The sequence below is a fragment of the Sulfurimonas sp. genome (genome assembly GCF_016744025.1).
Classification (GTDB): Bacteria; Campylobacterota; Campylobacteria; order Campylobacterales; family Sulfurimonadaceae; genus Sulfurimonas.
This window is the reverse complement of the sequence record NZ_JADGFC010000003.1, coordinates 12,852-35,764: the sequence shown is the minus strand read 5'-3', so window position 1 is coordinate 35,764 and position 22,913 is coordinate 12,852. Positions and strand designations below refer to the sequence as shown.

The following is a 22,913-nucleotide window of genomic DNA, read 5'->3' as shown; positions in this document are numbered from 1 at the left end:
ATTATTATTATAAATTAGCGAAGAAGGAAACAAGTCATGTTAGATAAGATAAAGACAAAGATCAATTTGCTTAAAGAAAAAGCAGGAAACCTCTCTGTTTTATATGTTGAAGATGAGTTAGAACTTCGTCAAGGAATCAGCTCTTTTTTAAACAAAATTTTTACAAACATCGATACTGCTTCAAATGGTCTAGAAGGCTTAGAGAAGTATACTAATAAAGAATATGACATAGTTATCACAGATATTCAGATGCCAAAGATGAATGGTCTGGAGATGATAAAAAAAATTAAAGAGATAAAAAAACAACAAGAAATAATCGTAGTTTCTGCATATACTGATTCAATTTATTTTACAGAATCAATTAGTCTTGGAGTAACTGGTTACATAATTAAACCTATTGATTTTCCTCAAATCTTAAAAATGCTTGATCAGTCGATTTATAAATTATCTGCATTTCGTGAAAATGAGATGTATAAAGTAAATTTAGAAACAATGGTAAAAGAGAGAACTCAAACAATTCTAACTCTGCAAAATGAAAAAATACAAAACTATCAACACGCAATTCAATCTCTTGTAAAGATGATGGAGGCTAGAGATACTTACACGGGTGGACATAGCCAAAGAGTTGCAGAGTATTCAAAAGACATTGCTCAAGTTATGGGTCTTACGCTTGCAGAATGTAATATGATTTATGAGTCAGGAATACTTCACGATATTGGAAAAATAGTTACACCAGATGCTATTTTACTAAAACCAAATTCTTTAACTCAAGACGAATATTCACTGATTAAAGATCATGTTACAGTAGGCTACAATATACTTAATGAAATACCAATGTATAAGGAACTTGCAGACATAGTACACGCTCATCATGAGCACTATGATGGAAGCGGTTATCCAAAAGGACTTGATGGAGACAGTATTCCAATACTTTCACGTATTTTGGCAGTAGCAGATGCATTTGATGCTATGACAACACAAAGGGTATATAAACCTAGAAAGACTATTTCTCAAGCTATACAAGAGTTAGAAAAGTATAGTGATTCTTGGTATGACCCAAAGGTAATTCAGAGTGCTACAGAAGTTTTTAAATTTGTTGATCTTAAGAACAATGCTAAGCAACTTCCGAGTACTTTTATAGATGATGAGCGTTTTGCATACTTTTATAAAGACCCATTAACACATCTTTATAATCACTACTACCTTGATTTTATTTTACAATCACAAAGAGACTCAAAAAAAGAACTCTATTTAAATGTAGTGTATATAAGAGGCTTTAGCAGATACAACAAAAAACATGGTTGGAGCGAAGGTGACATTATTTTACGTGACTTTAGTGACTACCTAAGAAAAAAATACCATAGTTATCAGCTCTTTCGTATTTTTGGAGATGACTTTGTTCTATTAAGTGAAGAAGATTTCGAACTTGATGTAAATAAAATAAACTCCTTAGCTCTTTTTGAGGCTAACTCTCTTTCTTGTAGCAGTAGATATATAAACCTTCAAAAGACAAATATTCACAGTTTTAAAGATTTGCAATAATAATATTATTAAATTAAAATTTGAAGTATTTTTGCATCTATCCAAGATTAAATCTAAGTAAAGTAACTTCTATTGATTTAGATGTATATGGTTTTGATGTATTTGGACTTAATATCTATATACTCTTTGTAATTTAAGTAATGGAGCAAAAGCTCCATTATCTTTGTTACTTCTTAGAGTTTAGTCTTGATTGATACTCTTCTGGATGTTTACAAACAGGACAAACTTTTAAAGCTTTTTTGCCATAATGAATGTGTCCACAAACTTCACAGATCCAAGCTTCTTCTTCATTTTCACTAATAAACTCAGAATCTGATTCAAGTCTCTCTAAAAGCATTTTGAACATATTTTCATGTTCTACTTCTATTTTACCTATTCCAGTAAATAGTCTTGCTGCTTCTTTATGCCCTTCTTCTTTTGCAATAGCTGCAAAGTCTGGATACATAGTTACATTTTCATAAGACTCACCATCAATAGCAGCTTGAAGATTTTCTTTTGTATTTCCAAAGTTATCTTCAGTTCCACTAGTCATTCTATTTGCTAATGCAAGTTCCATTTTAGCGTGTTGTTTTTCATTGTTAGCAGCTCTTTGAAAGTGTTCTGCTATATCTCTATAACCTTCTTTTTGTGCGACTTTTGCAAAGTACTCATACTTATTTCTAGCTTGTGACTCTCCTGCAAATGATTTCATAAGATTTACAATTGTAAGATTCTCAGTGACCATCTCCATGGCCTGATTACAGCAGTGAAGTTCACCACCACCAACATTTTGTACTTCTACTTCATTACCACATTTATTACATTTATACGATTCATACTGTCTCATTTTCTAATCTCCTGGCTAATCTAAAGGATAATAATTATCTCTTAAAAGAATTGTACTCTTATATTACTTAAAATATTATTTACATAAAGGATAATTTTTATCCTTTATAAGTTTAGCTAAGCATTAACTTTAAAATATAATTTTTATCCTTTAAAGTACTTTGGTGTATAATGTTATTATGATTAATTATACAGATGAACTAAGAAGACATAATTTAAAAGCAACACCGCAAAGATTAGCAATCAGTAATGCACTGCACTCTTATGGACATATTAATATAGATACTCTATACGAAATGATGCTTAAAAAGTTTAGCTCTATCTCTCTCGCTACTATTTACAAGAACATAAACCTTATGCTGGAAAACTCTTATGTACAAGAGGTTAAAATTCCGCAAAATAAATCTGTTTATGAACTTACAAAGAGCTATCACTCGCATCTAGTGTGTACAGAATGTGGAGTAGTCGAAGATATAAAATTAAATATGATTCCTCTTTTAAGTGAAGTAACTACTAGTACTACCTTTGAAATATCAAAGACAGATCTTGTATTATCTGGCTTATGTAAGAAATGTCAATAAAAAAATTCTCTAAATTATATTACTTTTAACAACTCCTCAGCACTACTATTATATAATCGCGTATTAATTTTACCAAGAAGGAACCCCATGCGTGGTTATAAAATTTTTGCAGGTACTGCAAGCATAGATTTTGCAAAAGAAATCTGTCAAGTTCTAGATGTCCCATTAGCTAAAGCTGAAACAAAAACATTTAGTGATGGCGAAATATCAGTTCAAATAGCTGAAAGTGTTCGTGGCCGTGATGTCTTTATTGCACAAAGTACAGGTGCTCCATCTAACAATAACCTTATGGAACTACTTATCATGACAGATGCTCTTCGTCGTTCATCTGCTTCAAGTATAACGGCTGTAGTTCCTTACTACGGTTATGCAAGACAAGATAGAAAAGCTGCTCCTCGTGTTCCTATTACAGCAAGATTAGTTGCAGATATGTACGAAACTGCAGGAATTGATAGAGTTGTAACTATCGATCTTCATGCTGGTCAAATCCAAGGATTTTTTAATATTCCTGTTGACAATCTTTACGGTTCAGTTACATTTGAGCACTATATCAAAAGTAAAAACCTTAAAAACCCTATCATCGCTTCTCCGGATATCGGTGGTGTTGCTCGTGCTAGATACTTTGCAAAACGTATGGGTCTAGAGATGGTTATCGTTGATAAACGTCGCGAAAAAGCAAATGAGAGTGAAGTTATGAATATCATAGGTAATGTGGAAGGTTACGATGTTATTATGATTGATGACATGGTAGATACTGCTGGAACTATGGTTAAAGCTGCTACTGCACTTAAAAATAGTGGAGCAACTTCAGTTATGGCTTGTGCTACACACGCTGTTCTTAGTGGAAAAGCATATGAAAATCTAGATCACGGTGAGCTTGATGAACTAATTGTTACAAATACTTTAGAATCACAACCACATAAAAAAATAAAGGTATTAACAGTTGCTCCTCTTTTTGCAGAAGTAATTCGTCGTGTTTACCACAACGAAAGTGTTAATGGCCTTTTTGAATAAGTAGGAATAATTTATTGAAAAACATTAGAAACTTTTCTATCATCGCTCATATAGATCACGGTAAAAGTACTTTAGCAGACCGTATTATCCAAGAGTGTGGCTCAGTTACTGAACGTGAAATGGGTACTCAGATGATGGATACTATGGATATTGAGCAAGAACGTGGTATTACCATTAAAGCTCAAAGTGTTAGACTTGACTATGTAAAAGATGGCCAACACTATATCCTAAACCTTATCGATACTCCGGGCCATGTTGACTTCTCTTATGAAGTTAGTAAGTCGCTTGCTTCTAGTGATGGTGCTCTACTTATCGTAGATGCAGCTCAGGGTGTTGAAGCTCAAACTATCGCAAATGTATACCTAGCACTTGATAATGATCTTGAACTTATTCCAGTAATTAACAAGATAGATCTTCCTGCTGCTGATCCTATAAAAGTTGCTGAAGAGATTGAGACTAGTATCGGGATAGATGCTACAGACGCTTGTTTAGTAAGTGCTAAAACAGGTGTTGGTATTCGTGAACTTATAGATGCAATAGTTGACCGAGTACCTGCCCCTGTTGGTGATACAGAGGCTACTACTAAAGCTATTATTTATGATTCATGGTTTGACCAGTACTTAGGAGCACTTGCTCTTGTGCGTGTTTTTGACGGTCAAGTTAAAAAGGGTCAAACTATTAAGCTTATGAGTAATGGGGAAGAACACCAAATACTAGACCTAATGTATCCTCATCCAATGAAAAAAATCAAGACTAATGCCATAGATTGTGGTGAGATTGGGATTGTCGTTTTAGGGCTTAAAGAAGTTAGTGTAATTAATGTTGGTGATACAATAACAGATGCTAAAAACCCTACACTAGAGCCTGTTGGAAGATATGAACCTGCTAAACCATTTGTGTTTGCTGGTATATATCCAATAGATACAGATGATTTTGAGAATCTCCGTGATGCACTAGATAAATTAAGACTAAATGATAGTTCTCTATCTTACGAACCAGAGACTTCTTTAGCTCTTGGTTTTGGTTTTCGTGTTGGATTTTTAGGTATGCTTCATATGGAAGTTGTAAAAGAGAGACTTGAGCGTGAGTTCAACCTTGATTTAATCGCTTCTGCTCCATCGGTTATTTACCAAGTTTATCTTAGCAATGGTGATAAAGTTACTGTTCATAATCCTTCTCAACTTCCTGAAGTAAATCGCATAGATAGAATTGAAGAACCATACGTTAGAGCAACAGTAATTACTCCAAGTGAATACCTTGGTAACATCATAACTCTTTTAATAAACAAACGTGGTACTCAAAGCAAGATGACTTATCTTAATGAAGATAGAGTTATGCTCGAGTATGAAGTTCCAATGAATGAGATAGTTGTTGACTTTTACGATACTCTAAAATCTATCTCTAAAGGTTATGCTTCATTTGATTATGAGCCAATAGATTTTAGAGTGGGTGACCTTGTTAAACTTGATATAAAAGTATCTGGAGAAGCGGTAGATGCACTAAGCATAGTTGTTCCTCGTAATCAGGCTCTATCTCGTGGTCGTGTATTAGTTAAAAATATGAAAGAGATAATACCTCGTCAACTTTTTGAAGTAGCTGTTCAAGCTTCATTAGGTTCTCAAATTATCGCTAGAGAAACTGTAAAATCTATGGGTAAAAATGTTACTGCCAAGTGTTATGGTGGTGATATTACTCGTAAACGTAAGCTTTTAGAAAAACAAAAAGCTGGTAAAAAACGTATGAAGTCCATAGGAAAAGTACAACTTCCTAGTGAAGCGTTTATGTCTGTTTTAAAGATGGATTAAAAGTGAGAAAAAAGGCTTCTCTTTGCGATAGCAAAAGCTTTAGTGAGAGGAATTGTAATTGGGACTTGTTCCAATTGCAAGGAGACCGACAAATAGATATTATGTCTGTTTTAAAGATGGACTAAGTAATTTCATTATGAAATGTATGTTGTGTGAGAGTTTATCACTCACACACATCTGCTCCTCTTGTCAAGAAACATTTCTTCGCCCTAGCATCTACAAAAGAAAAATCCTTAACAACATCGAAGTTATCTCTTTTTACAAATACAAAGATATAAAAGACTTACTTCATACAAAACATACTGATATTGGCTACTACATATACTCCATCCTTGCAAGTAACTCTTTAAAAGAGTTCGCCAAAAACTTTGAGTACACAGAGACTGTTAGCTCAATTGCGATTGATGATAATATAAAAAGTGGGTATTCTCATACAGCTATTTTAAATAAATCCCTCAAGAGTAAATCTATAAAACCTGAGTTTAATAAACTAAGAGCAAAAAATAGTGTTTCTTATTCTGGTAAGAGTAGAGAGTTTAGACTCAAAAATCCAAGAGATTTTACATTTAAAGATTCTAAAGTAAAAGATATAATACTTGTTGATGACATAATTACAACTGGCTCAACACTCTCTCAGGCTATAGATGCTGTAAATAAAAGTAAATCAAATACTTTGTTTTGTCTAACTTTAGCCGATGCCAGTGTTAAATAGATAAATTAGAAGAGGCCTTTTAGAATATTTCCGACCTCTTTTTCTATAGCTTTTCCTACTTCTTTTTCTATTGCTTTATTTACTTCTTTATTTAGAAGATCTTGCGCACTTATGCTTACTTTCGGTGAAGCTGTCTTACCTTTTAAAGTAACTGATATAGGACTTTTATTTGCAACAATATCTATTTTAGAATCTATTGTTTTTGCCTTTGTATTTAGTTTTGTGTTTTTAGTCTTGATTGATGATGTATTTGATTTTAGATTCATAGATGCCACAATCTTTTCTTTGTTAATATCAGCATTTACATCACCTTTAAAAGTTTCAACATACATATCAATATTTGCATACTGTTTTACAAGAGAGAAAACTTGGTTTTTAGTAAATTTTCCATCTTTTAGTTGACCATCAAATTTACCCTTTTTAGATGCAAGGTTATAATCGAGTTTAGCATCTAGAGATGATTTGAATATCTCAGGATATACCAGCATATGAAGTGCATCTAATGTTTGCACAGAAAGTATATCAGCATGGAAGTCATCATTGTGAAGTTTAGCGTCTATCTTTCCACCAGCAACACTAGAGAGCATAGTTAAGTCCAAGTCATCACCCTTATTTAACTCTCCATTTATTGTCATACTTCCTTTCATACGCTGCTCAGTCGCAAAATAAAGTTTATCAAGCTTAGGAATACTTACTTTATAATCACTACTTATTTTTGAGTTTTTCAAGTTTAATCGAGCTTTTTTTATATTTAATATTGCAAGAGTAGAGTCTAAGTCTATTTTAGTGTCTAAAAAATATCCATCAAGAGTTGTATTTGTAGTCATTTGAAATGCCGTTTGTGGCATTGGTGTTTTAAACTCATATGCCTTTGTCATATACTTTACGTCAAGCAGACCTTTTTTCACACTTGTTATTATCTTACCTTTTAATTTGCCACTTCTTGCATCTGCTATATTTGCATCTAAAGAAAATATTCCATCTGAGTAATGAGGCTGTTTTAACATATATAAAACTTTTGCTAATTTTAGATGTTTTATACTTGCTTTTACACTTGATGGAGTAAATTCTTTTAGTATCGCTTCAAAGCTTGTATTCGACGATGCTACATCACTCTTACCTACAACTGCAAGATTAGATTTTGTGCCTTTAACTGTACCATTTAGCTTAAATGCTCCTCTAAGATCTGCTCCGGTTATAGCTTTTAGAAGTTCTAACTCTTTTATATCAAGTGCATACTTTATATCAGTCTTTAATGGTGTTGGAACAACATTACCTGATGAAGTAATTTTAAAGAGATTTGAAATCAGCTTATATGTATAGTTAACATCATCGCCTTTTAGCTTGGCATCTAAGTTCATTGCAAAGTCTGTACGAGATGGTATAGTTATATTAAAATCATTCTTCATAACTTTACTATTTAATCTGCCTTCTTGCGTATTAAGGATTATATCTCCATCAAGAGCATGAGATTTTATACTTCTAAAGTTCACATCCAAGTTTACATCTGCATTTGCATATGGCGCTTGTGCAGCAGTTTGTAATAGTTGTTCTAGTTTTAAGTTTTTAACCTTGGCAATAATAGAAGTAGGATTAAACTCTGTTAGCTCTACATGATAGCTAGTATCACTAGATGCTACGTCACTTACTCCGTCTATATTTATAAATGCCATATCACCTTTAATATTTCCATTTGTAAAGAATGATTTGTTTAGTTTAATTTTCAAAAGAGGTTTAAGTGCCTTTAAATCCTCAAGTTCTACTTTATAGTCCATGTTAAAAGTTTGTGAGAACAGAGAATATTCTCCTTTTATACTAATAACATTACCTTTACCAATTTCCAAGATAAGATCTAACTCACTCATATTTAAAGAAAACAGTTTTAATTTAGCATCTAATGCTGTTTGCTCTTTTATCTTATTCTGTACGATTGGTCCAACTATAGAATTACCTATAGAGGTAAATGCCAGCACGTAGAGGGCTACAATAAGGCTTATAACAATCGAACTTATCCATATAAAAATTTTCATATATACTCCAAAAAATAGAATTATTAACATAATTCAAATATATGCAATACTACTCAATTTAACTTTAATATTGCATTTTTTAGACTTGATACATAGAGACTAAACTTATCTAACTAATAAAACTAAGGTAATACTTGACATTGTTACACTCAATATGTATAATAGTGTTATCTTTTTAAAATTAAGGAGTGATTTAACAACTATGTCAAACAAAACAGATGAAGAATTACAGACCGAACCTCTAGAAAACGAAGAGGAAAATGCAGAACTTAATGACGACGAAGCGGAAGCAGAAGCGGAAGCAGTTGAGAATGAGTTTGACTTACTTCAAGAAGAGTTAATAGCTCTAAAAGATAAGTATGCAAGAGTACATGCCGATTTTGATAACATCAAGAAAAGACTAGAGAGAGAAAAATATACTGCAGTTGAATACTCAAATGAGAAATTTGCTAAAGATATGATTCCAGTAATGGATGCTCTACAAATGGCAATGACTTCTACAGCTACTGAAGCAAGTGCTGATGAACTTTTAGAAAAACTAAAAGAGGGAATTGAGCTAACAGCTAAACAATTCACTACTTCTTTAGAAAAACATGGTGTTACTATGGTATCTCATGATGAGCCTTTTGATCCAAACATTCACAATGCTGTACAAAGTATAGATAGTGAAGATGTTGAGTCTGGACAAATAGTTCAAACTTTTCAAACTGGATATAAATATAAGAACAGACCACTGCGTGAAGCAATGGTAATAGTGGCGAACTAAGTTCGTAAAAATAAATAAATTTAAATTAAACAAATTAAGGAATTAAAATGAGCAAAGTAATCGGAATAGATTTAGGAACAACAAATTCATGTGTAGCAGTTTATGAGGGTGGTGAAGCTAAAATCATCCCAAATGCAGAAGGTAAAAATACAACTCCATCAGTTGTAGCATTCACAGATAAAGGTGATGTTTTAGTTGGTGATCCAGCAAAACGTCAAGCAATTACAAACCCTGAAAAAACAATCTCTTCAATCAAGAGAATTATGGGTCTTATGATGAATGAAGAAAATGCTAAACAAGCACACGATAAAGTAACTTACAATATCGTTGATAAAGATGGTTCAGCAGCTGTTGATGTTGCAGGTAAGATTTATACTCCTCAAGAAATCTCAGCTAAGATTCTTACAAAACTAAAAGAAGATGCTGAAGCTTATTTAGGTTCTAAAGTAACTGACGCTGTTATAACAGTTCCTGCTTACTTCAATGATGCACAGAGAAAAGCGACAAAAGATGCTGGCACAATCGCTGGTCTTAATGTTCTTCGTATTATCAATGAGCCTACTGCTTCTGCACTTGCTTATGGTTTAGAGAGTAAAGCTGAAGAAAATGTACTTGTTTATGACCTTGGTGGTGGAACATTTGATGTTACAGTTTTAGAAATTTCTGACGGTACTTTTGAAGTTCTTTCAACTGATGGTAATGCTTTTTTAGGTGGTGACGACTTTGATAATAAAATCGTTGATTTCTTAAATGCTGAGTTTAAAAACTCTCATGGTATTGATCTTAAAAATGACAAAATGGCTCTTCAACGTCTAAAAGATTCTGCTGAAAATGCTAAAAAAGAGTTAAGTTCAGCTACTGAAACTGAAATCAACTTACCTTTTATCACTATGACAGAAGCTGGACCACAACATTTAGTTGTAAAACTTACTCGTGCTAAATTTGAAGGTATGATTTCTGAGCTTGTAGAAGAGACTATTGATCACATCAAAGTAGCAATGAAAGAGTCTGGTTTAGATAACAATGAAATCAAAGAGATTATCATGGTTGGTGGTTCAACTCGTGTTCCAGCTGCTCAAGAAGCTGTTTCTAAATACTTCGGTGGTAAAGACTTAAATAAAGGTGTTAACCCTGATGAAGTTGTTGCTGCAGGTGCTGCTATTCAAGGTGGTGTTCTTAGAGGAGATGTTAAAGATGTTCTTCTTCTAGATGTTACTCCATTATCACTTGGTATTGAGACTCTTGGTGGAGTTATGACTAAGATAATTGAAAAAGGAACTACAATTCCTGTTAAAAAATCTCAAGTATTCTCAACTGCAGAAGACAACCAGCCAGCTGTTAGTATTTCAGTAGGTCAAGGTGAAAGAGAATTTGCTAAAGACAATAAGTCTTTAGGTCTGTTTGAGCTTGGTGATATTCCAGCTGCTCCACGTGGTGTACCTCAAATCGAAGTTACATTTGACATCGATGCTAATGGTATCCTAACAGTTTCTTCAACTGATAAAGGTACTGGTAAGTCTCAGTCAATCACAATCTCTGGTTCATCTGGACTAAGTGAAGAAGAAATCAACAAAATGGTTCAAGATGCTGAAGAGAATAAATCAGCAGATGAAGAAAGAAAAGCAATGGTTGATTTAAGAAACCAAGCAGATGCACTTATTGCTCAAACTGAAAAATCAGTTACAGAAATGGGAGAGAAATTAGAAGCAGAAGAAAAAGCTAAAATCGAAACTGCTATAACTGATCTTAAAGAAATCCTAAAAGATGAGTCTGCTACTAAAGAGCAAATCGAAGAGAAAGTAAAAGTACTTACTGAAGCTTCTCACAAGATGGCTGAACAAATGTACAAACAAGAACAAGATCCAGCTGCTGCAGAAGCTGATCAAAAGAAGAAAAAAGATGACGAAGACGTTATCGACGCTGAAATAGAATAATTTCAATATAAATCCAAAGGAATTAACCCCTTTGGATTTATTAACTTCTAACGTTTAAAATCTTTTTTAGCAACTTCTAACGCTTCATTGAAATTCATAATTTTGCCACCAAATTTTTCTTGAAATTTTTCAGCCATTTTCTCATCTAAAAAAGCATACTTACTAACTCTAGTCATAGTACCTCTTTTTTTACTTCCAACAACATAAGAAGCATCTCCAACATGGATTAATTTAAGTGAATCAGCATCCACTACTTGTGGATTTTTAAGAGTGACCCCTTCACCAAGATGATCTTGCAAACAATGTATTGAACAGTACTGTTGGGGTTTGTCTTTATGTTGTGCAACATGACTAGTTTTATAAAACATTACTAAGTTCATTCCGCATCTACTACATGAAGCTTTATCTTTACCACTTTTAACTAGAGTGGCTTCTTGTGAACTTACAGACTGAAACATAGCAGATTTTACATTTGGTTTATTCTCGGGTCCACAACCAATCAAAAGCAGTATTGTAATAGTAGCCATATATAATTTCATCATTTTATATCCTTAATGTTTATTTATGTGCTAATATTAGCACTTAACAATTACACAAGTGTTAATAAGTGACAAATTCATGACAAAAAGTTTAAAATGAAAAATAAAATCAAAAGATACCTTAAAGAAATAGTTATATTTTTTATATTCATAACTATATTAACAAACGCAATTAGTATATATAAAAGTAGTGATTTAAATAAAGAAGCACTTCAAAATATAAATATAACTCTCTTAGATGCAAAGAATTATACTTATCCAAAAGACAAACCAATTCTTATACATTTTTGGGCTACATGGTGTCCTACCTGTAAACTTGAAGCTTCTAATATACAAACTATCTCTGAGAACTTTGAAGTACTTACAATAGCTGTAAGTTCTGGCACGGACAGAGAAGTTAAAAAATATATGCATGAGCACAATTTAAACTATAAAGTTTACAACGACACTAATGGTTTTTTTGCACAAGAGTTCAAAATAGCAGCTTACCCAACAACTTTTATATATGATAAAAATAAAAAGTTAGTATTTAGCGAAGTTGGATTTACAAGTACTTTAGGTTTGTGGCTTAGAATGTGGTTGGCAAGTTTTGATATGTCAGATTTACCAATAGAGTAAAAAAGCTTTGCTTTTCTTAGTCTTTTTCTTCCTCAAGAAAGTCTTCTGGGTCATCTAAACAGTCCATTCCATCGGAGTGATCTTTTACATGTGCACCATATGTATATGTAAGTTCTCCACCTATTTTACCTTGATACATAACTCCAATAGAAATAATTGCCACTAAAATTATTGCAAAAATTTCTATTTTAAAAGATTTTTTATAACAGCCATAAAATTTAATAACTGCTACAATTACCATTCCTATTGCTAAAAAAAATCCAATTTATTTGTGTTGCTTTAAAAGTTCTTGTCCCTCTGCTGAGAGTAACATATAAACTTCTCCTCCATCATATTTTCCACTAAAAAAAGCGACTATAAGAACTATAGATGAAAAAACCATAAAACGAGTAGAGATTTTAGACATTAATTCTGTTTGCTTGTACAAATAAGCTAAACCTAGTATAAAAGAGATTATTGGAAGTGAGACTGCAAAATGAGCTGCTGCTGGATGTAACATATGTAAACCCTTATTTTATTAATAAGGGTATTTTACACTTTATTTTATTGTTAATTCTTATGAAATAGAATTACTTAGTGAGCCTTACACGCACTGATTGCTCGTGAGCAGTCAGTCCTTCTGTATTTGCTATTAGTGCACACTCTTCACCAATTTCATTGATAGCTTTACTTGAAAAAGAGATAATAGAAGTCTTTTTCATAAAATTTTCAACTCCTAATGGAGAGTAAAATTTTGCTGTTCCACCAGTTGGTAAAGTATGATTTGGTCCAGCTACATAATCACCAACAACTTCAGGAGTGTTGTGACCTAAGAAAATTGCACCTGCGTGTTTTATAAATGGTAAATATTCAAAAGCATTATCAGTAGCAACTTCTAAATGCTCAGGAGCGATATCATTCATAAGTTTAATTGCTTCATCCATATCAGATGACACAATAATTGCACCACGTTCTTGTATAGACTTTCTAGCTATCTCTTCACGAGGAAGTTTTTTAAGCCAGTTTTCTATCTCAACTTTTACTTCATCAGCTAATTTTTGTGATGGAGTAATCAAAATAGAACTTGCCATCTCATCGTGTTCAGCTTGAGAGAGCATATCAATTGCTAAGTGATTAGCATTTGCACTATCATCTGCTAGTATTCCTATCTCACTTGGTCCTGCAATCATATCAATGTTTACCTCACCAAAAACCATCTTTTTAGCAGTTGCAACAAAGATATTACCTGGTCCTGTAATAACATCAACCTTAGGAATATTCTCTGTTCCATAAGCCATAGCAGCTATAGCACTAGCACCACCTACCTTGTAAACTTCACTTACACCACAAAGATGGCAAGCAGCAAGTAAAAGTTCATTTGGCTCATTATCAGGCGTTGGAGTACATACAACAATATTCTCAACTCCTGCAACCTGTGCTGGAATAACATTCATTAAAAGTGAAGATGGGTAAGCTGCCTTACCACCGGGAATATAAAGACCTGCACTATCTACAGCCGTTACTTTTTGACCTAAAATAGTTCCATTGTCTTCTGTATCAAACCAAGATTTAGGCTTTTGCTTTTCATGGTACACTTTGATTCTATCGTATGCTAAATGTAGAGCACTCTTTAGCTTAGCATCTATATTATTATATGCTTTACTCATTGATTCTGTTGATATTTTTAAGTCTTCATCACTAACTGGTGTCCAGTTATCAAACTTTGAGATATGCTGTTTAAGTGCTTTATTTTTATCAGTTTTAATCTCGTCTATAATATTTCCAACAATAGCACTTACATTTGCTATATCCATTTTTCCTCTTTGTAAAAGTTCATTAAAACTCTCATTAAAGTCTGGACTGTTTGTATTTGTAAAAATCATTATTATTTTCCTGTCTTCTTGAAGTTGTCAAACTCCGTTTTAACTACAGCTATAGCTTTTAAAAAGTTCTCTGCATCTATTGCACCCATAATTGGTTGATACATAGGTTCACCACTTGGAAGTAAAAACCAGATAGCAGGTGTTCCTGGTTGCCAAAGTTCTTTTGGCATATAATCATTATCATCACTGTATGAAGTGATAGATATAAAGTCTTTGTTTAAAGCTTCAACAACTCTTTTATCTTTTAAAGTGCCATTCTCTAAAATAACACAAAACTTACATGTATGTCTTGATGAGATAAAAAGTACAGGTTTAAAAAACCTAGTTGCTTCTTTAATAGCTGAGTCATAATTTTTAGCCCACTTAACTTCAGATGCCATGATTGTACTAGCAAGTAGAAGTGTTAAGTATATTAATATTTTACGCATATTTTTTTACCTTTTTAAGAAGTTCATTTGAGCACTCTAATGCACTTTTTTTTGTAACGTCTATAACTATATCAGCAAGAGCTAAATACTCTGGACGACGTTCTTTATAAAGTTCTTCAGCTTTTTTCAAATCAGCTAAAAGTGGTCTTTTTTTAAGTTTTTTTGCTGCATTTGGATGATTTTTAATACGTTTAATAATCTTTTCAAACGGAGAATCTAAAAGAATAATAGTAGCTATTTTTTTAAGGTTTTTTTGCTTATAAAAGCCGCCGCCTGTTGAGATAAGTGTATTTTTAATACTTGATTCAAGCCATAAAGCAACATCAAGTTCTAGTTTTCTAAAGTAGCTTTCTCCATCTTCTTCAAATATGTTTTTAACTCTTTTGTTTTCCATACTCTCAATCAAATCGTCAGTATCTATAGCCATATACTCAGAGTTTTTTATAACTTCACGAGCTACACTACCCTTACCTACGCCCATAAAACCTATTAATATAATATTGTTACGACTCGACATTTAGTGTCTCGCTGTATTGAATTTTAATTCTTATCATCTCTATCCTACGTAATTTTAAATGCAAATGTACTAAACTTTAAAAGCACTCATATCAAAGTCTGGTTTAGTTTTTTTGATTCTATTGTATATCAAAACTGGTGCTATGACATTATATTGTAAGATTACCATACTTAGGATAAAACTAAGAGCAGCAATTTTGAGTAATATAGGAATATAAAAGGCAAATATAAAACCAATCAAAGATGCAATAAATAGGAAAAACTGAGCTCTTGCTAAGTTTTTATTTATCATTTCATTCATTGTAGGAATTGTCATATATCCCATAGCATTTAAGTGAAACCAAACAAGAAATGGAATTATTTTATAGAGCATTCCTATCATGATAGATAGTATAAATCCACCACCTAGTAAAATTGCAACCATTACAATATACTCATGCTTAAAGTACTCATCAAAAATCCAAAGAAAAGAACCGAGAGTTAGAGCAATACTCGATACTCTCCAATACCAAACTGTCACATCACTAATAGGACGACGACGAGCACTCATTTTTTTCCATACTGTAGTAGCAAATGCCCAAAAAAACACTGCAATCCACAATTTTCCGACAATAGAATAAGATTGAGCAAATAAACTTGTTAAAAGCCAAATAATAAGACCCACACTAATAAGTAAAACTACTCTTTTTTTGCAAAATTGCTTAAATCTAGGAGCAACGTAAAACATAGGTAATACTTGAAAAGTTACACCAATAATCAAAATACCAGCAAAACCAAATATTCCCCATACGCTATGAACATTAGCAATCACATTTCTATACTGTGCGTAATCAACATCTATATAAGTTAGAAGTAAAAACAGTCCCATTAAAAAAGTAAGAGAAGCAAAAATAAGACTCACACTCATAGCTTTTACAGTGGCATTAAAGTTTTTCACTTTTAAAATTGCCATTGCTATAACAGTTACAATCATTGTAAAACCAACACCTAGCAAAATCAAGGCACTTGTATTGAAAAATGTTGATTCACTCATAAGGCCAAATAACATAGACAAAGTTCCAAAAACTAAAAATAAATGTGCTATTTTAGAGACCGTATTTACTTTTGGAATTTGCACTCCAGCTAATACAGGAAGCATTTGAGTTAGTGAACCAAGCATAACAAAACCCAAAAAACCAATTGTTAGAGCATGTGTTATTACAATAGAGTCGGTTGAATATCTACTCATTAAAACAGTAGAATCACTAAAAAAAATTAAAAAACCAGCAAGTATCGCAAAAAGTGGTGCAGTTAGATAGAACCGCAGTGGTGCAAATATAGGAGGAGCTTGATCTATTGATAAACCATTAAGCTCCATAGTTAAACTCCCTAATACTACTCAACAATCATAAACTCCATCATTTCTACTACTCTTGGTGATTCAGCACTTAAGTGTTGTTGTGCCATCGTATATAGCATCTGCTCTTCTTTCATATTGTGTTGTTGCATTAAAATCATAAGAGTCTCGCTAAGACCAAAAAATTTATCTTTGTTTTCATCTTCTAAAGCCTCAGCCATCTGTTTTACAAGAGCTCTCATTTGAGCATGTTCTTGTCTCATCATTGCTGTTGGACCTTGTGTCATACCAGTCTTAGCTTCAAATTCAGAAAACATTACTCTCTCTTCCATTTGAAAATGTCTCTCACTTGCATTAGCAAATGCTTCATAATCAGACTTAGCATCTGCTAATGACCCACTTGCTTTTTCTTCCATTGCTGCGAAAAAATCATCGCATCTACTATGATCTGCTGTTAAATATTCTTTTATTGTGCTCATTGTTTATACCTTGATTAAATTATTTGTGTATTATATTCAAAATTTATAAAATAGATATTATCACATATCAATCTATTTTGATTATGGCAAAGGAAGATAATTGATTATCCTGAAGTAGCTCAGGACAATCTAGGAGAGTATATTTTTAACTTTAAGAGAATAGATACTTAGTTAAAAATGCGAGCACAGAAGCCCCAATAAGAGGAACACCGTAAAGAAAAGTTGCGAATACTGTAATTAATAGACTTCTTTTAAACTTCAATACAAAAATAATTGAAGAGCCTATAAATGTTGTAACAAATATATATAAAAGTGCTTCTACAAGTCCATATTCTGGACTATATCCAGCAATAGCTACCCCAAGTGAGATTACATAACTAGAAGCAAAAAAGTAAGCTACATTTTTTGATGTGTCATAACGAATAAAACTTTCACCAAGGTCACAATCTTTTACGACTACTTCACCTTCTTCGATACTTTGCTTTTTAGCTTTTATCGCCATATTTTCAAAAAACAAAAAAGTACTAATTGATAAAACAACACCTATAACGATTAATAATGGTAATGATTCCATGATTTGTCCTCCAAATAACTTTAAATTATCTCAAATTGTAACGTCATAATTATACCTTTATATTAATTAAATTTATTAAATAATTTTATGAATTTTTATTTAATATTATTTTCTTAATCTCAACCTTGTAAATACATTCATACTATCTTTCATTTGTTATTTAAACAGCTTTTTACTATAATAGCCATCTTTAAATATAATAGGAATAAATATGAAAAACAAAAAATATATAACTTTAGGTTTCGCTTCTGTAGCAATTGCTATATCTCTACTTTTTTCCGCAAATCTTTTTGCAAAAACTACAGACAGTACAAAAAAAGAAGCTTCTAGACTTCAAGCTTTAGCAAAGTTTACAAAGGTTATCAGTATTGTTGAACAATACAATGTTGATGATGTAACAATTGAAGAGTTGATGGATAAAGCACTTAAAGGGATGATGAACAACCTTGATGCACACTCAAACTTTCTTACTCAAAAAGACTATAAAAACTTAAAAGTACAAACAGATGGTGAGTTTGGTGGACTTGGAATTACTGTTGGTATAAGAGACGGTGCTTTAACAGTTATCGCTCCAATTGAAGGAACTCCTGCAGATAAGGCTGGTCTTAAATCTGGAGATATAATCCTTAAGATAAACAAAGAGTCAACTCTGAATATGACTATTGATGAAGCCGTTGCTATCATGAGAGGAAAGGTTGGCGATCCTATCGAGATTACAATTGTTCGTAAGGGAGAAGCTAAACCACTTCCTGTTAAAATTGTTAGAGGTGTTATTACAATAGAGTCAGTATATACTAAAACTATTGATAAAAATATTCTTTATGTTCGTGTAACTAGTTTTGATAAAAAAGTTGTTGACGATGTTAATAAAGCTATAAAAAAGAAAAAATCTATGACTAATGGAATTATTCTTGATTTAAGAAATAATCCTGGTGGTTTACTTGATCAAGCAGTAGGTCTTGTAGACTTATTTGTAGATGAAGGTGACATTGTTTCTCAAAAAGGTCGTAAAGAGTCTGATAATCAGACATATAAGGCTAAAAAGAGCAACACAGTGACATCTGTTCCTCTAGTAGTTCTAGTTAATGGAGGAAGTGCTTCTGCATCTGAGATTGTTAGTGGAGCATTACAAGATCATAAACGTGGAGTAATACTTGGTGAAAATACTTTTGGAAAAGGTAGTGTTCAAGTAGTGCTTCCTATCACAAAAAAAGAAGCAATCAAACTTACAATAGCTAGATATTATCTTCCAAGTGGAAGAACTATTCAAGCTGTTGGTGTTAAACCAGATATTGATGTTCAACCAGGTGAAGTTAAAAAAGTAGAGAATGGTTTTTCTCTTAAAGAAGCTGATCTTAAAAAACATCTAGAAGAAGAGTTAGTAAAAGTAAATGGCAATGACAAAGATAAAAGTAAAATATCTAAAAAAGCTGAAGAAGATAAGGCTAAAAAAGATATAATCACGCAAGAACAACTATACAAGGATATTCAACTTAAAGAATCAGTTGATATTATCAAAGCATTAATAATCGTAAAAGGATAAAGATTAGAATGGAAAAAAGAGAACTACTGTACGAAGGAAAAGCTAAAAGACTATTTTTAACTGACGATGAGAACTTAGTAATCTCAGAGTTCAAAGATGATTTAACAGCATTTAATGGTGAGAAAAAGTCAAGTGAAGCGGGTAAAGGCGCACTTAACAATAAAATCTCTACTGAACTATTTAAGCTTTTAGAAGCAAATGGCATCCAAACTCACTTTGTAAAGATGTTAGATGATAATCACATGCTTCATACAAAAGTTGATGTAATATTAATCGAAGTAATCGTTCGTAATATTGCAACAGGTAGTTTAAGCCGTAACCTTGGTATAGAAGATGGAAAGATTCTTCCTTTTACTCTTGTAGAATTTGATTATAAAGATGATGATTTAGGTGATCCTAAATTAAATGATCAACACGCTCTTATCTTAGAACTTGTTGATCACCAAGATGAACTTGACAAACTACGTAGAATGGCTAGACAAGTAAATGACATTCTTCGTCCTTACTTTTTTGAAAAAGGTCTTAACCTTGTTGACTTCAAATTAGAGTTTGGAAAAGACTCTAATGGAAATATCATCTTAGTTGATGAAATTTCTCCTGATAATTGTCGTTTTTGGGATGTTGAGAGTGGTGAAAAAATGGATAAAGATAGATTTCGTCAAGGTCTTGGTGGATTAACTGTAGCTTACGAGCAAGTATTAAATAGAATTTTAGGAAAATAATAATGATAAAAGCAATAATAAACGTATCTCTTAAAGCAGGTGTTTTAGATTCTCAAGGTAAAGCTATACATCATGCACTTGACTCACTTCACTTCAATGGTGTAAGTGATGTTCGTGTGGGCAAACAAATCATCCTAAAACTTGACACTCAAGATAAAACAGTAGCCATGACTGATGTAACTAAAATGTGTGAAGAGCTTTTAGCTAACACAGTTATTGAAGATTACGAGATAGAGCTAGTTTAATGAAAGTATCTATCCTTCAATTTCCAGGAACTAACTGTGAATATGACACTCAACATGCATTTGAAGAGTTAGGTGCTGCTACAGAAATTATTTGGCATAAGTCTGAGTCTATTCCAAGCGACACTAATTTACTTGTGGTTGCTGGTGGTTTCTCTTATGGTGACTATTTAAGAAGTGGTGCAATTGCAAGATTTTCTCCTATTATGAAAGCAGTAGAAGTTTATGCAAAAAATGGTGGTAAAATTCTTGGTATCTGTAATGGTTTTCAAGTACTTACTGAAGCCGGTCTTCTTCCTGGTGCCCTAAAAAGAAATAATTCTCTTCATTTTTTATCTAAGCTTCACCACTTAAAAGTTATCAACAATGATAATATTTTCCTAGAGAAATTAAATAACAACGATGTTGTTAATATTCCTATCGCTCACCACGATGGAAACTATTTCATAGATGCAGCTGGACTTAAAGAGTTAGAAGACAACAATCAAATTCTTTTAAAATATACAGATGCTAATGGCGAGATAAAAAATCCTAATGGTAGTGTTGAATCTATTGCTGGTGTATGTAACAAAGAAAAAACTGTATTTGGTCTTATGCCTCATCCAGAACGTGCAATGGAGTCAATTCTTGGAAGCCACGATGGTGTTAAAATGCTTCAAGGGTTTTTAGAAGCGTGATTCGTCTATTTTTTTTAGGGTTGTTATTTTTAACAGCTCTAAGCTCAAATGAAACTACTATAATTGATAATAACAATCTATCAAACACTACACTTGATAAAAATCAAATAATTTCTACTTCTTCTTTACAAAAAGTTTTATACCTTAACTATGAAAAAACACCAGATAGAGTTATAAAGGGAGAGATATTTTCTGTAACTATAAAAACTTTATCAACTATACAAAGTTTTATGGATATAACTTATGAACTTACAAATCAAAAAGGTCTTAAGCTTTTAAATGATATTCCGTACAGAGAAGAAGACTCTAAATACTACTATGACACGTTTTACTTTTTAACAACGACAAGTAATGCATTACTACCAGATTTTACAGCAACCCTACACGACTATAGTGATAAGATTTATAAAGAGACTACTCTAGCAGGTAAAAGACTAAATGTAGTAACTCTAAATCCTAAAAAAGACTTTGCAAATATAGTTGCAGATTCTTTTGAACTACTTGAGTATAAAACTTCTTCTTACGATGATCAATATAATATTGTCGTCTTTGTTGCTACTGGAACTAACTGTGATATAAGTGCATTTGAACTTCAAAATGTTTATAAACAAGGTGCAGAATCTATGACAGAATCTCACTTTGATTCAAAAATAGTTTACTATGCAGTTATAAACAAAGATATAGAAAATTTCTCTTTTTCTTACTTTAACTTAGAAAAAAATAAATTCTCTCTTCTGAATATTCCAATTGTAGTTATTGATGATAGCGTAACAACACAAAGTGATCTTAAACCAAAAGACCAATCTCGTGAGAGACTTAAAATGACTATTGCTGGTGTTGTGGCACTTTTAGCATTTATTTTTATTTTATGGAGAAAGAAGTACATCTACCTAGTCTTTATTATAATTCCATTAGTCTATATAGCTTATTTAGCAGTACCATCAAAGGAAGTATGCATCAAGGTTAGATCTGAAATTTACCTTCTTCCAGTTCATAATGGAACGATATTTGAGAGAACAAGCAGCGTATATCACTTACAAAAAGAGGGAAGTGTGAAAGAGTTTGTAAAAGTAAAACTACAAAATGAAAAAATAGGTTGGGTGAAAAATGAAGACATTTGCACGAATTAGTTGGCTTTTTGCAACTATAAGTATTTTTACTTCTTTGGCATTAATGATAGTACTTTTCTATCTTACTCCAAAACCATACTCTAGAAAAATTGTAGCTTGGGCAATTAGACTCTCACTCTTTTTTACTATAGATTTAGAAGGTGAAGAAGATCCGGAAGCTCAAATGTTTTTATTAAATCATCAAAGTGATTTAGATATAGGCATTACAGAGACTATAACAAGTAGAGATCTTGCATGGGTTGCAAAAAAAGAACTATTTGATATACCATTTTTTGGACTAGCACTAAAACTCCCAGAAGCTATCTCAGTAACTAGAGAGAGTAAAACTTCTTTACTAAAACTTTTAAAAGATGCAAAAGATAGATTAGAAAAAGGCAAAGTTATTACGATGTTTCCAGAAGGAACACGTTCTACTAAGGGTAAAATGTTACCTTTTAAATCTGGTGCAAAAATGCTTGCAGATAAATATAAACTCAAAGTACAGCCAATAGTACTTATGCAAACAGCAAAATACTACAATGTAAAAGACTTTTACTATAAACCGGGTCGAATTAAAGTAATCTATATGGATTCATTTGTTGCTGATAGAAAAAATCCAGATTGGCTAAATAACTTAAGAGTAGAGATGCAAAAGGTGTATGACGATGAGTTGGCAAACAATCCTAGCCATAGGTAGTGGCGGTTTTATCGGTGCTATCTTAAGAGCTTATTTAAATGGTCTTATCTCTCATAAACTTCCACACGATCTTCCATATGGAACACTTGGTGTAAACCTTCTAGGAAGCTTTATAATGGGTATTTTAATCGCATACTTTATGTATACAACTATATTCCCTCTTCAAGCTAAATCTTTTCTCTCTACAGGAATACTCGGAGCACTTACAACTTACTCAACATTTGCTATAGAGAGTTTTTTACTTATAGAAGGTGGTCATATATTTTTAGCCCTCGCTAACATTTCTTTAAATGCTTTTGGAACTGTATTTATGGCTGGCGGTGGATTTTATATCGCTAAGTATTTTTTAAAATAAATATCTA

Annotated in this window: 26 protein-coding genes; 15 read left to right on the top strand and 11 right to left on the bottom strand. The window is 32.4% G+C overall.

Annotation, left to right across the window (positions count from 1 at the left end; genetic code table 11):
• The first annotated feature begins 36 nt into the window (after window positions 1-36).
• Window positions 37-1,542 carry an HD domain-containing phosphohydrolase gene (locus QZZ48_RS01285; RefSeq protein WP_294960963.1) on the top strand — a complete coding sequence of 502 codons (1,506 nt, stop codon included), beginning with the start codon at window positions 37-39 and terminating at the stop codon, window positions 1,540-1,542.
• A 166-nt stretch (window positions 1,543-1,708) separates the two neighbouring features.
• Here the strand turns inward: QZZ48_RS01285 and QZZ48_RS01280 are convergent, their stop codons facing one another.
• The gene (locus QZZ48_RS01280) at window positions 1,709-2,368 is read right to left on the bottom strand and encodes a ferritin family protein (protein WP_294960960.1); all 660 of its coding nucleotides are present in this window, start codon (window positions 2,366-2,368) and stop codon (window positions 1,709-1,711) included.
• Window positions 2,369-2,546: 178 nt separating this feature from the next.
• Between QZZ48_RS01280 and QZZ48_RS01275 the strand changes: the two genes are divergently transcribed.
• The 4 genes from QZZ48_RS01275 to QZZ48_RS01260 all read left to right on the top strand — a co-directional run bounded on the left by QZZ48_RS01275 (window position 2,547) and on the right by QZZ48_RS01260 (window position 6,479).
• On the top strand, window positions 2,547-2,948 hold the full coding sequence (locus QZZ48_RS01275) for a Fur family transcriptional regulator (RefSeq protein ID WP_294960957.1): 402 nt from the start codon (window positions 2,547-2,549) through the stop codon (window positions 2,946-2,948).
• Between the two features lie 87 nt (window positions 2,949-3,035).
• Window positions 3,036-3,962, top strand: a complete 927-nt coding sequence (locus QZZ48_RS01270) for a ribose-phosphate pyrophosphokinase (protein ID WP_294960954.1) — start codon at window positions 3,036-3,038, stop codon at window positions 3,960-3,962.
• A 14-nt stretch (window positions 3,963-3,976) separates the two neighbouring features.
• Complete coding sequence (gene lepA, locus QZZ48_RS01265; protein ID WP_294960950.1) at window positions 3,977-5,767, top strand: translation elongation factor 4; 1,791 nt, start codon at window positions 3,977-3,979, stop codon at window positions 5,765-5,767.
• A 58-nt stretch (window positions 5,768-5,825) separates the two neighbouring features.
• Window positions 5,826-6,479, top strand: a complete 654-nt coding sequence (locus tag QZZ48_RS01260; protein WP_366755889.1) for a phosphoribosyltransferase family protein — start codon at window positions 5,826-5,828, stop codon at window positions 6,477-6,479.
• 5 nt (window positions 6,480-6,484) lie between these two features.
• On the opposite strand, the gene QZZ48_RS01255 is transcribed toward QZZ48_RS01260, so the two are convergent.
• On the bottom strand, window positions 6,485-8,509 hold the full coding sequence (locus QZZ48_RS01255) for a hypothetical protein (RefSeq protein ID WP_294960947.1): 2,025 nt from the start codon (window positions 8,507-8,509) through the stop codon (window positions 6,485-6,487).
• Window positions 8,510-8,711: 202 nt separating this feature from the next.
• Here QZZ48_RS01255 and grpE point away from each other — a divergent pair, with 202 nt between their 5' ends.
• On the top strand, window positions 8,712-9,275 hold the full coding sequence (gene grpE / locus QZZ48_RS01250) for a nucleotide exchange factor GrpE (protein ID WP_294960944.1): 564 nt from the start codon (window positions 8,712-8,714) through the stop codon (window positions 9,273-9,275).
• Window positions 9,276-9,322: 47 nt separating this feature from the next.
• On the top strand, window positions 9,323-11,209 hold the full coding sequence (gene dnaK, locus QZZ48_RS01245; protein WP_294960942.1) for a molecular chaperone DnaK: 1,887 nt from the start codon (window positions 9,323-9,325) through the stop codon (window positions 11,207-11,209).
• A gap of 47 nt (window positions 11,210-11,256) precedes the next feature.
• On the opposite strand, the gene QZZ48_RS01240 is transcribed toward dnaK, so the two are convergent.
• Window positions 11,257-11,751, bottom strand: coding sequence for a nitrous oxide reductase accessory protein NosL (locus QZZ48_RS01240; RefSeq protein WP_294960940.1), 495 nt, complete (start codon window positions 11,749-11,751; stop codon window positions 11,257-11,259).
• Window positions 11,752-11,844: 93 nt separating this feature from the next.
• Between QZZ48_RS01240 and QZZ48_RS01235 the strand changes: the two genes are divergently transcribed.
• Window positions 11,845-12,366, top strand: coding sequence for a redoxin domain-containing protein (locus tag QZZ48_RS01235; protein ID WP_294960938.1), 522 nt, complete (start codon window positions 11,845-11,847; stop codon window positions 12,364-12,366).
• Window positions 12,367-12,382: 16 nt separating this feature from the next.
• Here QZZ48_RS01235 and QZZ48_RS01230 read toward each other — a convergent pair whose 3' ends face one another.
• The 8 genes from QZZ48_RS01230 to QZZ48_RS01195 all read right to left on the bottom strand — a co-directional run bounded on the left by QZZ48_RS01230 (window position 12,383) and on the right by QZZ48_RS01195 (window position 17,561).
• Window positions 12,383-12,607 (bottom strand): hypothetical protein, encoded by a 225-nt coding sequence (locus QZZ48_RS01230; protein ID WP_294960935.1) that lies wholly within the window; start codon window positions 12,605-12,607, stop codon window positions 12,383-12,385.
• 24 nt (window positions 12,608-12,631) lie between these two features.
• Window positions 12,632-12,865, bottom strand: coding sequence for a hypothetical protein (locus QZZ48_RS01225; RefSeq protein ID WP_294960934.1), 234 nt, complete (start codon window positions 12,863-12,865; stop codon window positions 12,632-12,634).
• A gap of 70 nt (window positions 12,866-12,935) precedes the next feature.
• Complete coding sequence (gene hisD, locus QZZ48_RS01220; protein ID WP_294960932.1) at window positions 12,936-14,228, bottom strand: histidinol dehydrogenase; 1,293 nt, start codon at window positions 14,226-14,228, stop codon at window positions 12,936-12,938.
• 2 nt (window positions 14,229-14,230) lie between these two features.
• Window positions 14,231-14,656 (bottom strand): DUF255 domain-containing protein, encoded by a 426-nt coding sequence (locus tag QZZ48_RS01215; protein WP_294960929.1) that lies wholly within the window; start codon window positions 14,654-14,656, stop codon window positions 14,231-14,233.
• The gene (locus tag QZZ48_RS01210; protein WP_294960928.1) at window positions 14,649-15,173 is read right to left on the bottom strand and encodes a shikimate kinase; all 525 of its coding nucleotides are present in this window, start codon (window positions 15,171-15,173) and stop codon (window positions 14,649-14,651) included. The genes QZZ48_RS01215 and QZZ48_RS01210 overlap by 8 nt, the downstream gene beginning before the upstream one ends.
• A gap of 69 nt (window positions 15,174-15,242) precedes the next feature.
• Window positions 15,243-16,529: a hypothetical protein gene (locus QZZ48_RS01205; RefSeq protein ID WP_294960925.1), complete on the bottom strand. Its 1,287-nt coding sequence runs from the start codon at window positions 16,527-16,529 to the stop codon at window positions 15,243-15,245.
• 17 nt (window positions 16,530-16,546) lie between these two features.
• Complete coding sequence (locus QZZ48_RS01200; protein WP_294960923.1) at window positions 16,547-16,987, bottom strand: hemerythrin domain-containing protein; 441 nt, start codon at window positions 16,985-16,987, stop codon at window positions 16,547-16,549.
• Window positions 16,988-17,138: 151 nt separating this feature from the next.
• Window positions 17,139-17,561 (bottom strand): hypothetical protein, encoded by a 423-nt coding sequence (locus tag QZZ48_RS01195; RefSeq protein ID WP_294960920.1) that lies wholly within the window; start codon window positions 17,559-17,561, stop codon window positions 17,139-17,141.
• Window positions 17,562-17,772: 211 nt separating this feature from the next.
• On the opposite strand from QZZ48_RS01195, the gene QZZ48_RS01190 reads away from it, so the two are divergent.
• Genes QZZ48_RS01190 through crcB form a run of 7 tightly spaced genes read left to right on the top strand, consistent with a single transcriptional unit; the run spans window position 17,773 to window position 22,906 of the window.
• On the top strand, window positions 17,773-19,104 hold the full coding sequence (locus QZZ48_RS01190; protein WP_294960917.1) for a S41 family peptidase: 1,332 nt from the start codon (window positions 17,773-17,775) through the stop codon (window positions 19,102-19,104).
• A gap of 8 nt (window positions 19,105-19,112) precedes the next feature.
• The gene (gene purC / locus QZZ48_RS01185; RefSeq protein ID WP_294960914.1) at window positions 19,113-19,826 is read left to right on the top strand and encodes a phosphoribosylaminoimidazolesuccinocarboxamide synthase; all 714 of its coding nucleotides are present in this window, start codon (window positions 19,113-19,115) and stop codon (window positions 19,824-19,826) included.
• Window positions 19,827-19,831: 5 nt separating this feature from the next.
• The gene (purS, locus tag QZZ48_RS01180) at window positions 19,832-20,071 is read left to right on the top strand and encodes a phosphoribosylformylglycinamidine synthase subunit PurS (protein WP_294961021.1); all 240 of its coding nucleotides are present in this window, start codon (window positions 19,832-19,834) and stop codon (window positions 20,069-20,071) included.
• Window positions 20,071-20,745, top strand: coding sequence for a phosphoribosylformylglycinamidine synthase subunit PurQ (purQ, locus tag QZZ48_RS01175; RefSeq protein WP_294960912.1), 675 nt, complete (start codon window positions 20,071-20,073; stop codon window positions 20,743-20,745). The genes purS and purQ overlap by 1 nt, the downstream gene beginning before the upstream one ends.
• The gene (locus QZZ48_RS01170; RefSeq protein ID WP_294960909.1) at window positions 20,742-21,875 is read left to right on the top strand and encodes a hypothetical protein; all 1,134 of its coding nucleotides are present in this window, start codon (window positions 20,742-20,744) and stop codon (window positions 21,873-21,875) included. Before purQ ends, QZZ48_RS01170 begins: the two co-directional genes overlap by 4 nt.
• Window positions 21,853-22,551 (top strand): lysophospholipid acyltransferase family protein, encoded by a 699-nt coding sequence (locus QZZ48_RS01165; RefSeq protein ID WP_294960907.1) that lies wholly within the window; start codon window positions 21,853-21,855, stop codon window positions 22,549-22,551. The genes QZZ48_RS01170 and QZZ48_RS01165 overlap by 23 nt, the downstream gene beginning before the upstream one ends.
• On the top strand, window positions 22,520-22,906 hold the full coding sequence (gene crcB / locus QZZ48_RS01160) for a fluoride efflux transporter CrcB (RefSeq protein ID WP_294960904.1): 387 nt from the start codon (window positions 22,520-22,522) through the stop codon (window positions 22,904-22,906). Before QZZ48_RS01165 ends, crcB begins: the two co-directional genes overlap by 32 nt.
• Window positions 22,907-22,913 lie beyond the last annotated feature (7 nt).

Coding starts and splice junctions, on each gene's coding strand:
- QZZ48_RS01230 (WP_294960935.1), bottom strand. CDS start 12,607: ATGGTAATTGTAGCAGTTATTAAATTTTATGGCTGTTATAAAAAATCT.
- crcB (WP_294960904.1), top strand. CDS start 22,520: ATGAGTTGGCAAACAATCCTAGCCATAGGTAGTGGCGGTTTTATCGGT.
- purQ (WP_294960912.1), top strand. CDS start 20,071: ATGAAAGTATCTATCCTTCAATTTCCAGGAACTAACTGTGAATATGAC.
- QZZ48_RS01210 (WP_294960928.1), bottom strand. CDS start 15,173: ATGTCGAGTCGTAACAATATTATATTAATAGGTTTTATGGGCGTAGGT.
- QZZ48_RS01225 (WP_294960934.1), bottom strand. CDS start 12,865: ATGTTACATCCAGCAGCAGCTCATTTTGCAGTCTCACTTCCAATAATC.
- QZZ48_RS01165 (WP_294960907.1), top strand. CDS start 21,853: ATGAAGACATTTGCACGAATTAGTTGGCTTTTTGCAACTATAAGTATT.
- dnaK (WP_294960942.1), top strand. CDS start 9,323: ATGAGCAAAGTAATCGGAATAGATTTAGGAACAACAAATTCATGTGTA.
- QZZ48_RS01235 (WP_294960938.1), top strand. CDS start 11,845: ATGAAAAATAAAATCAAAAGATACCTTAAAGAAATAGTTATATTTTTT.
- QZZ48_RS01285 (WP_294960963.1), top strand. CDS start 37: ATGTTAGATAAGATAAAGACAAAGATCAATTTGCTTAAAGAAAAAGCA.
- QZZ48_RS01270 (WP_294960954.1), top strand. CDS start 3,036: ATGCGTGGTTATAAAATTTTTGCAGGTACTGCAAGCATAGATTTTGCA.
- hisD (WP_294960932.1), bottom strand. CDS start 14,228: ATGATTTTTACAAATACAAACAGTCCAGACTTTAATGAGAGTTTTAAT.
- grpE (WP_294960944.1), top strand. CDS start 8,712: ATGTCAAACAAAACAGATGAAGAATTACAGACCGAACCTCTAGAAAAC.
- QZZ48_RS01255 (WP_294960947.1), bottom strand. CDS start 8,509: ATGAAAATTTTTATATGGATAAGTTCGATTGTTATAAGCCTTATTGTA.
- QZZ48_RS01195 (WP_294960920.1), bottom strand. CDS start 17,561: ATGGAATCATTACCATTATTAATCGTTATAGGTGTTGTTTTATCAATT.
- QZZ48_RS01280 (WP_294960960.1), bottom strand. CDS start 2,368: ATGAGACAGTATGAATCGTATAAATGTAATAAATGTGGTAATGAAGTA.
- QZZ48_RS01200 (WP_294960923.1), bottom strand. CDS start 16,987: ATGAGCACAATAAAAGAATATTTAACAGCAGATCATAGTAGATGCGAT.
- purC (WP_294960914.1), top strand. CDS start 19,113: ATGGAAAAAAGAGAACTACTGTACGAAGGAAAAGCTAAAAGACTATTT.
- QZZ48_RS01275 (WP_294960957.1), top strand. CDS start 2,547: ATGATTAATTATACAGATGAACTAAGAAGACATAATTTAAAAGCAACA.
- QZZ48_RS01190 (WP_294960917.1), top strand. CDS start 17,773: ATGAAAAACAAAAAATATATAACTTTAGGTTTCGCTTCTGTAGCAATT.
- QZZ48_RS01215 (WP_294960929.1), bottom strand. CDS start 14,656: ATGCGTAAAATATTAATATACTTAACACTTCTACTTGCTAGTACAATC.
- QZZ48_RS01240 (WP_294960940.1), bottom strand. CDS start 11,751: ATGATGAAATTATATATGGCTACTATTACAATACTGCTTTTGATTGGT.
- QZZ48_RS01205 (WP_294960925.1), bottom strand. CDS start 16,529: ATGGAGCTTAATGGTTTATCAATAGATCAAGCTCCTCCTATATTTGCA.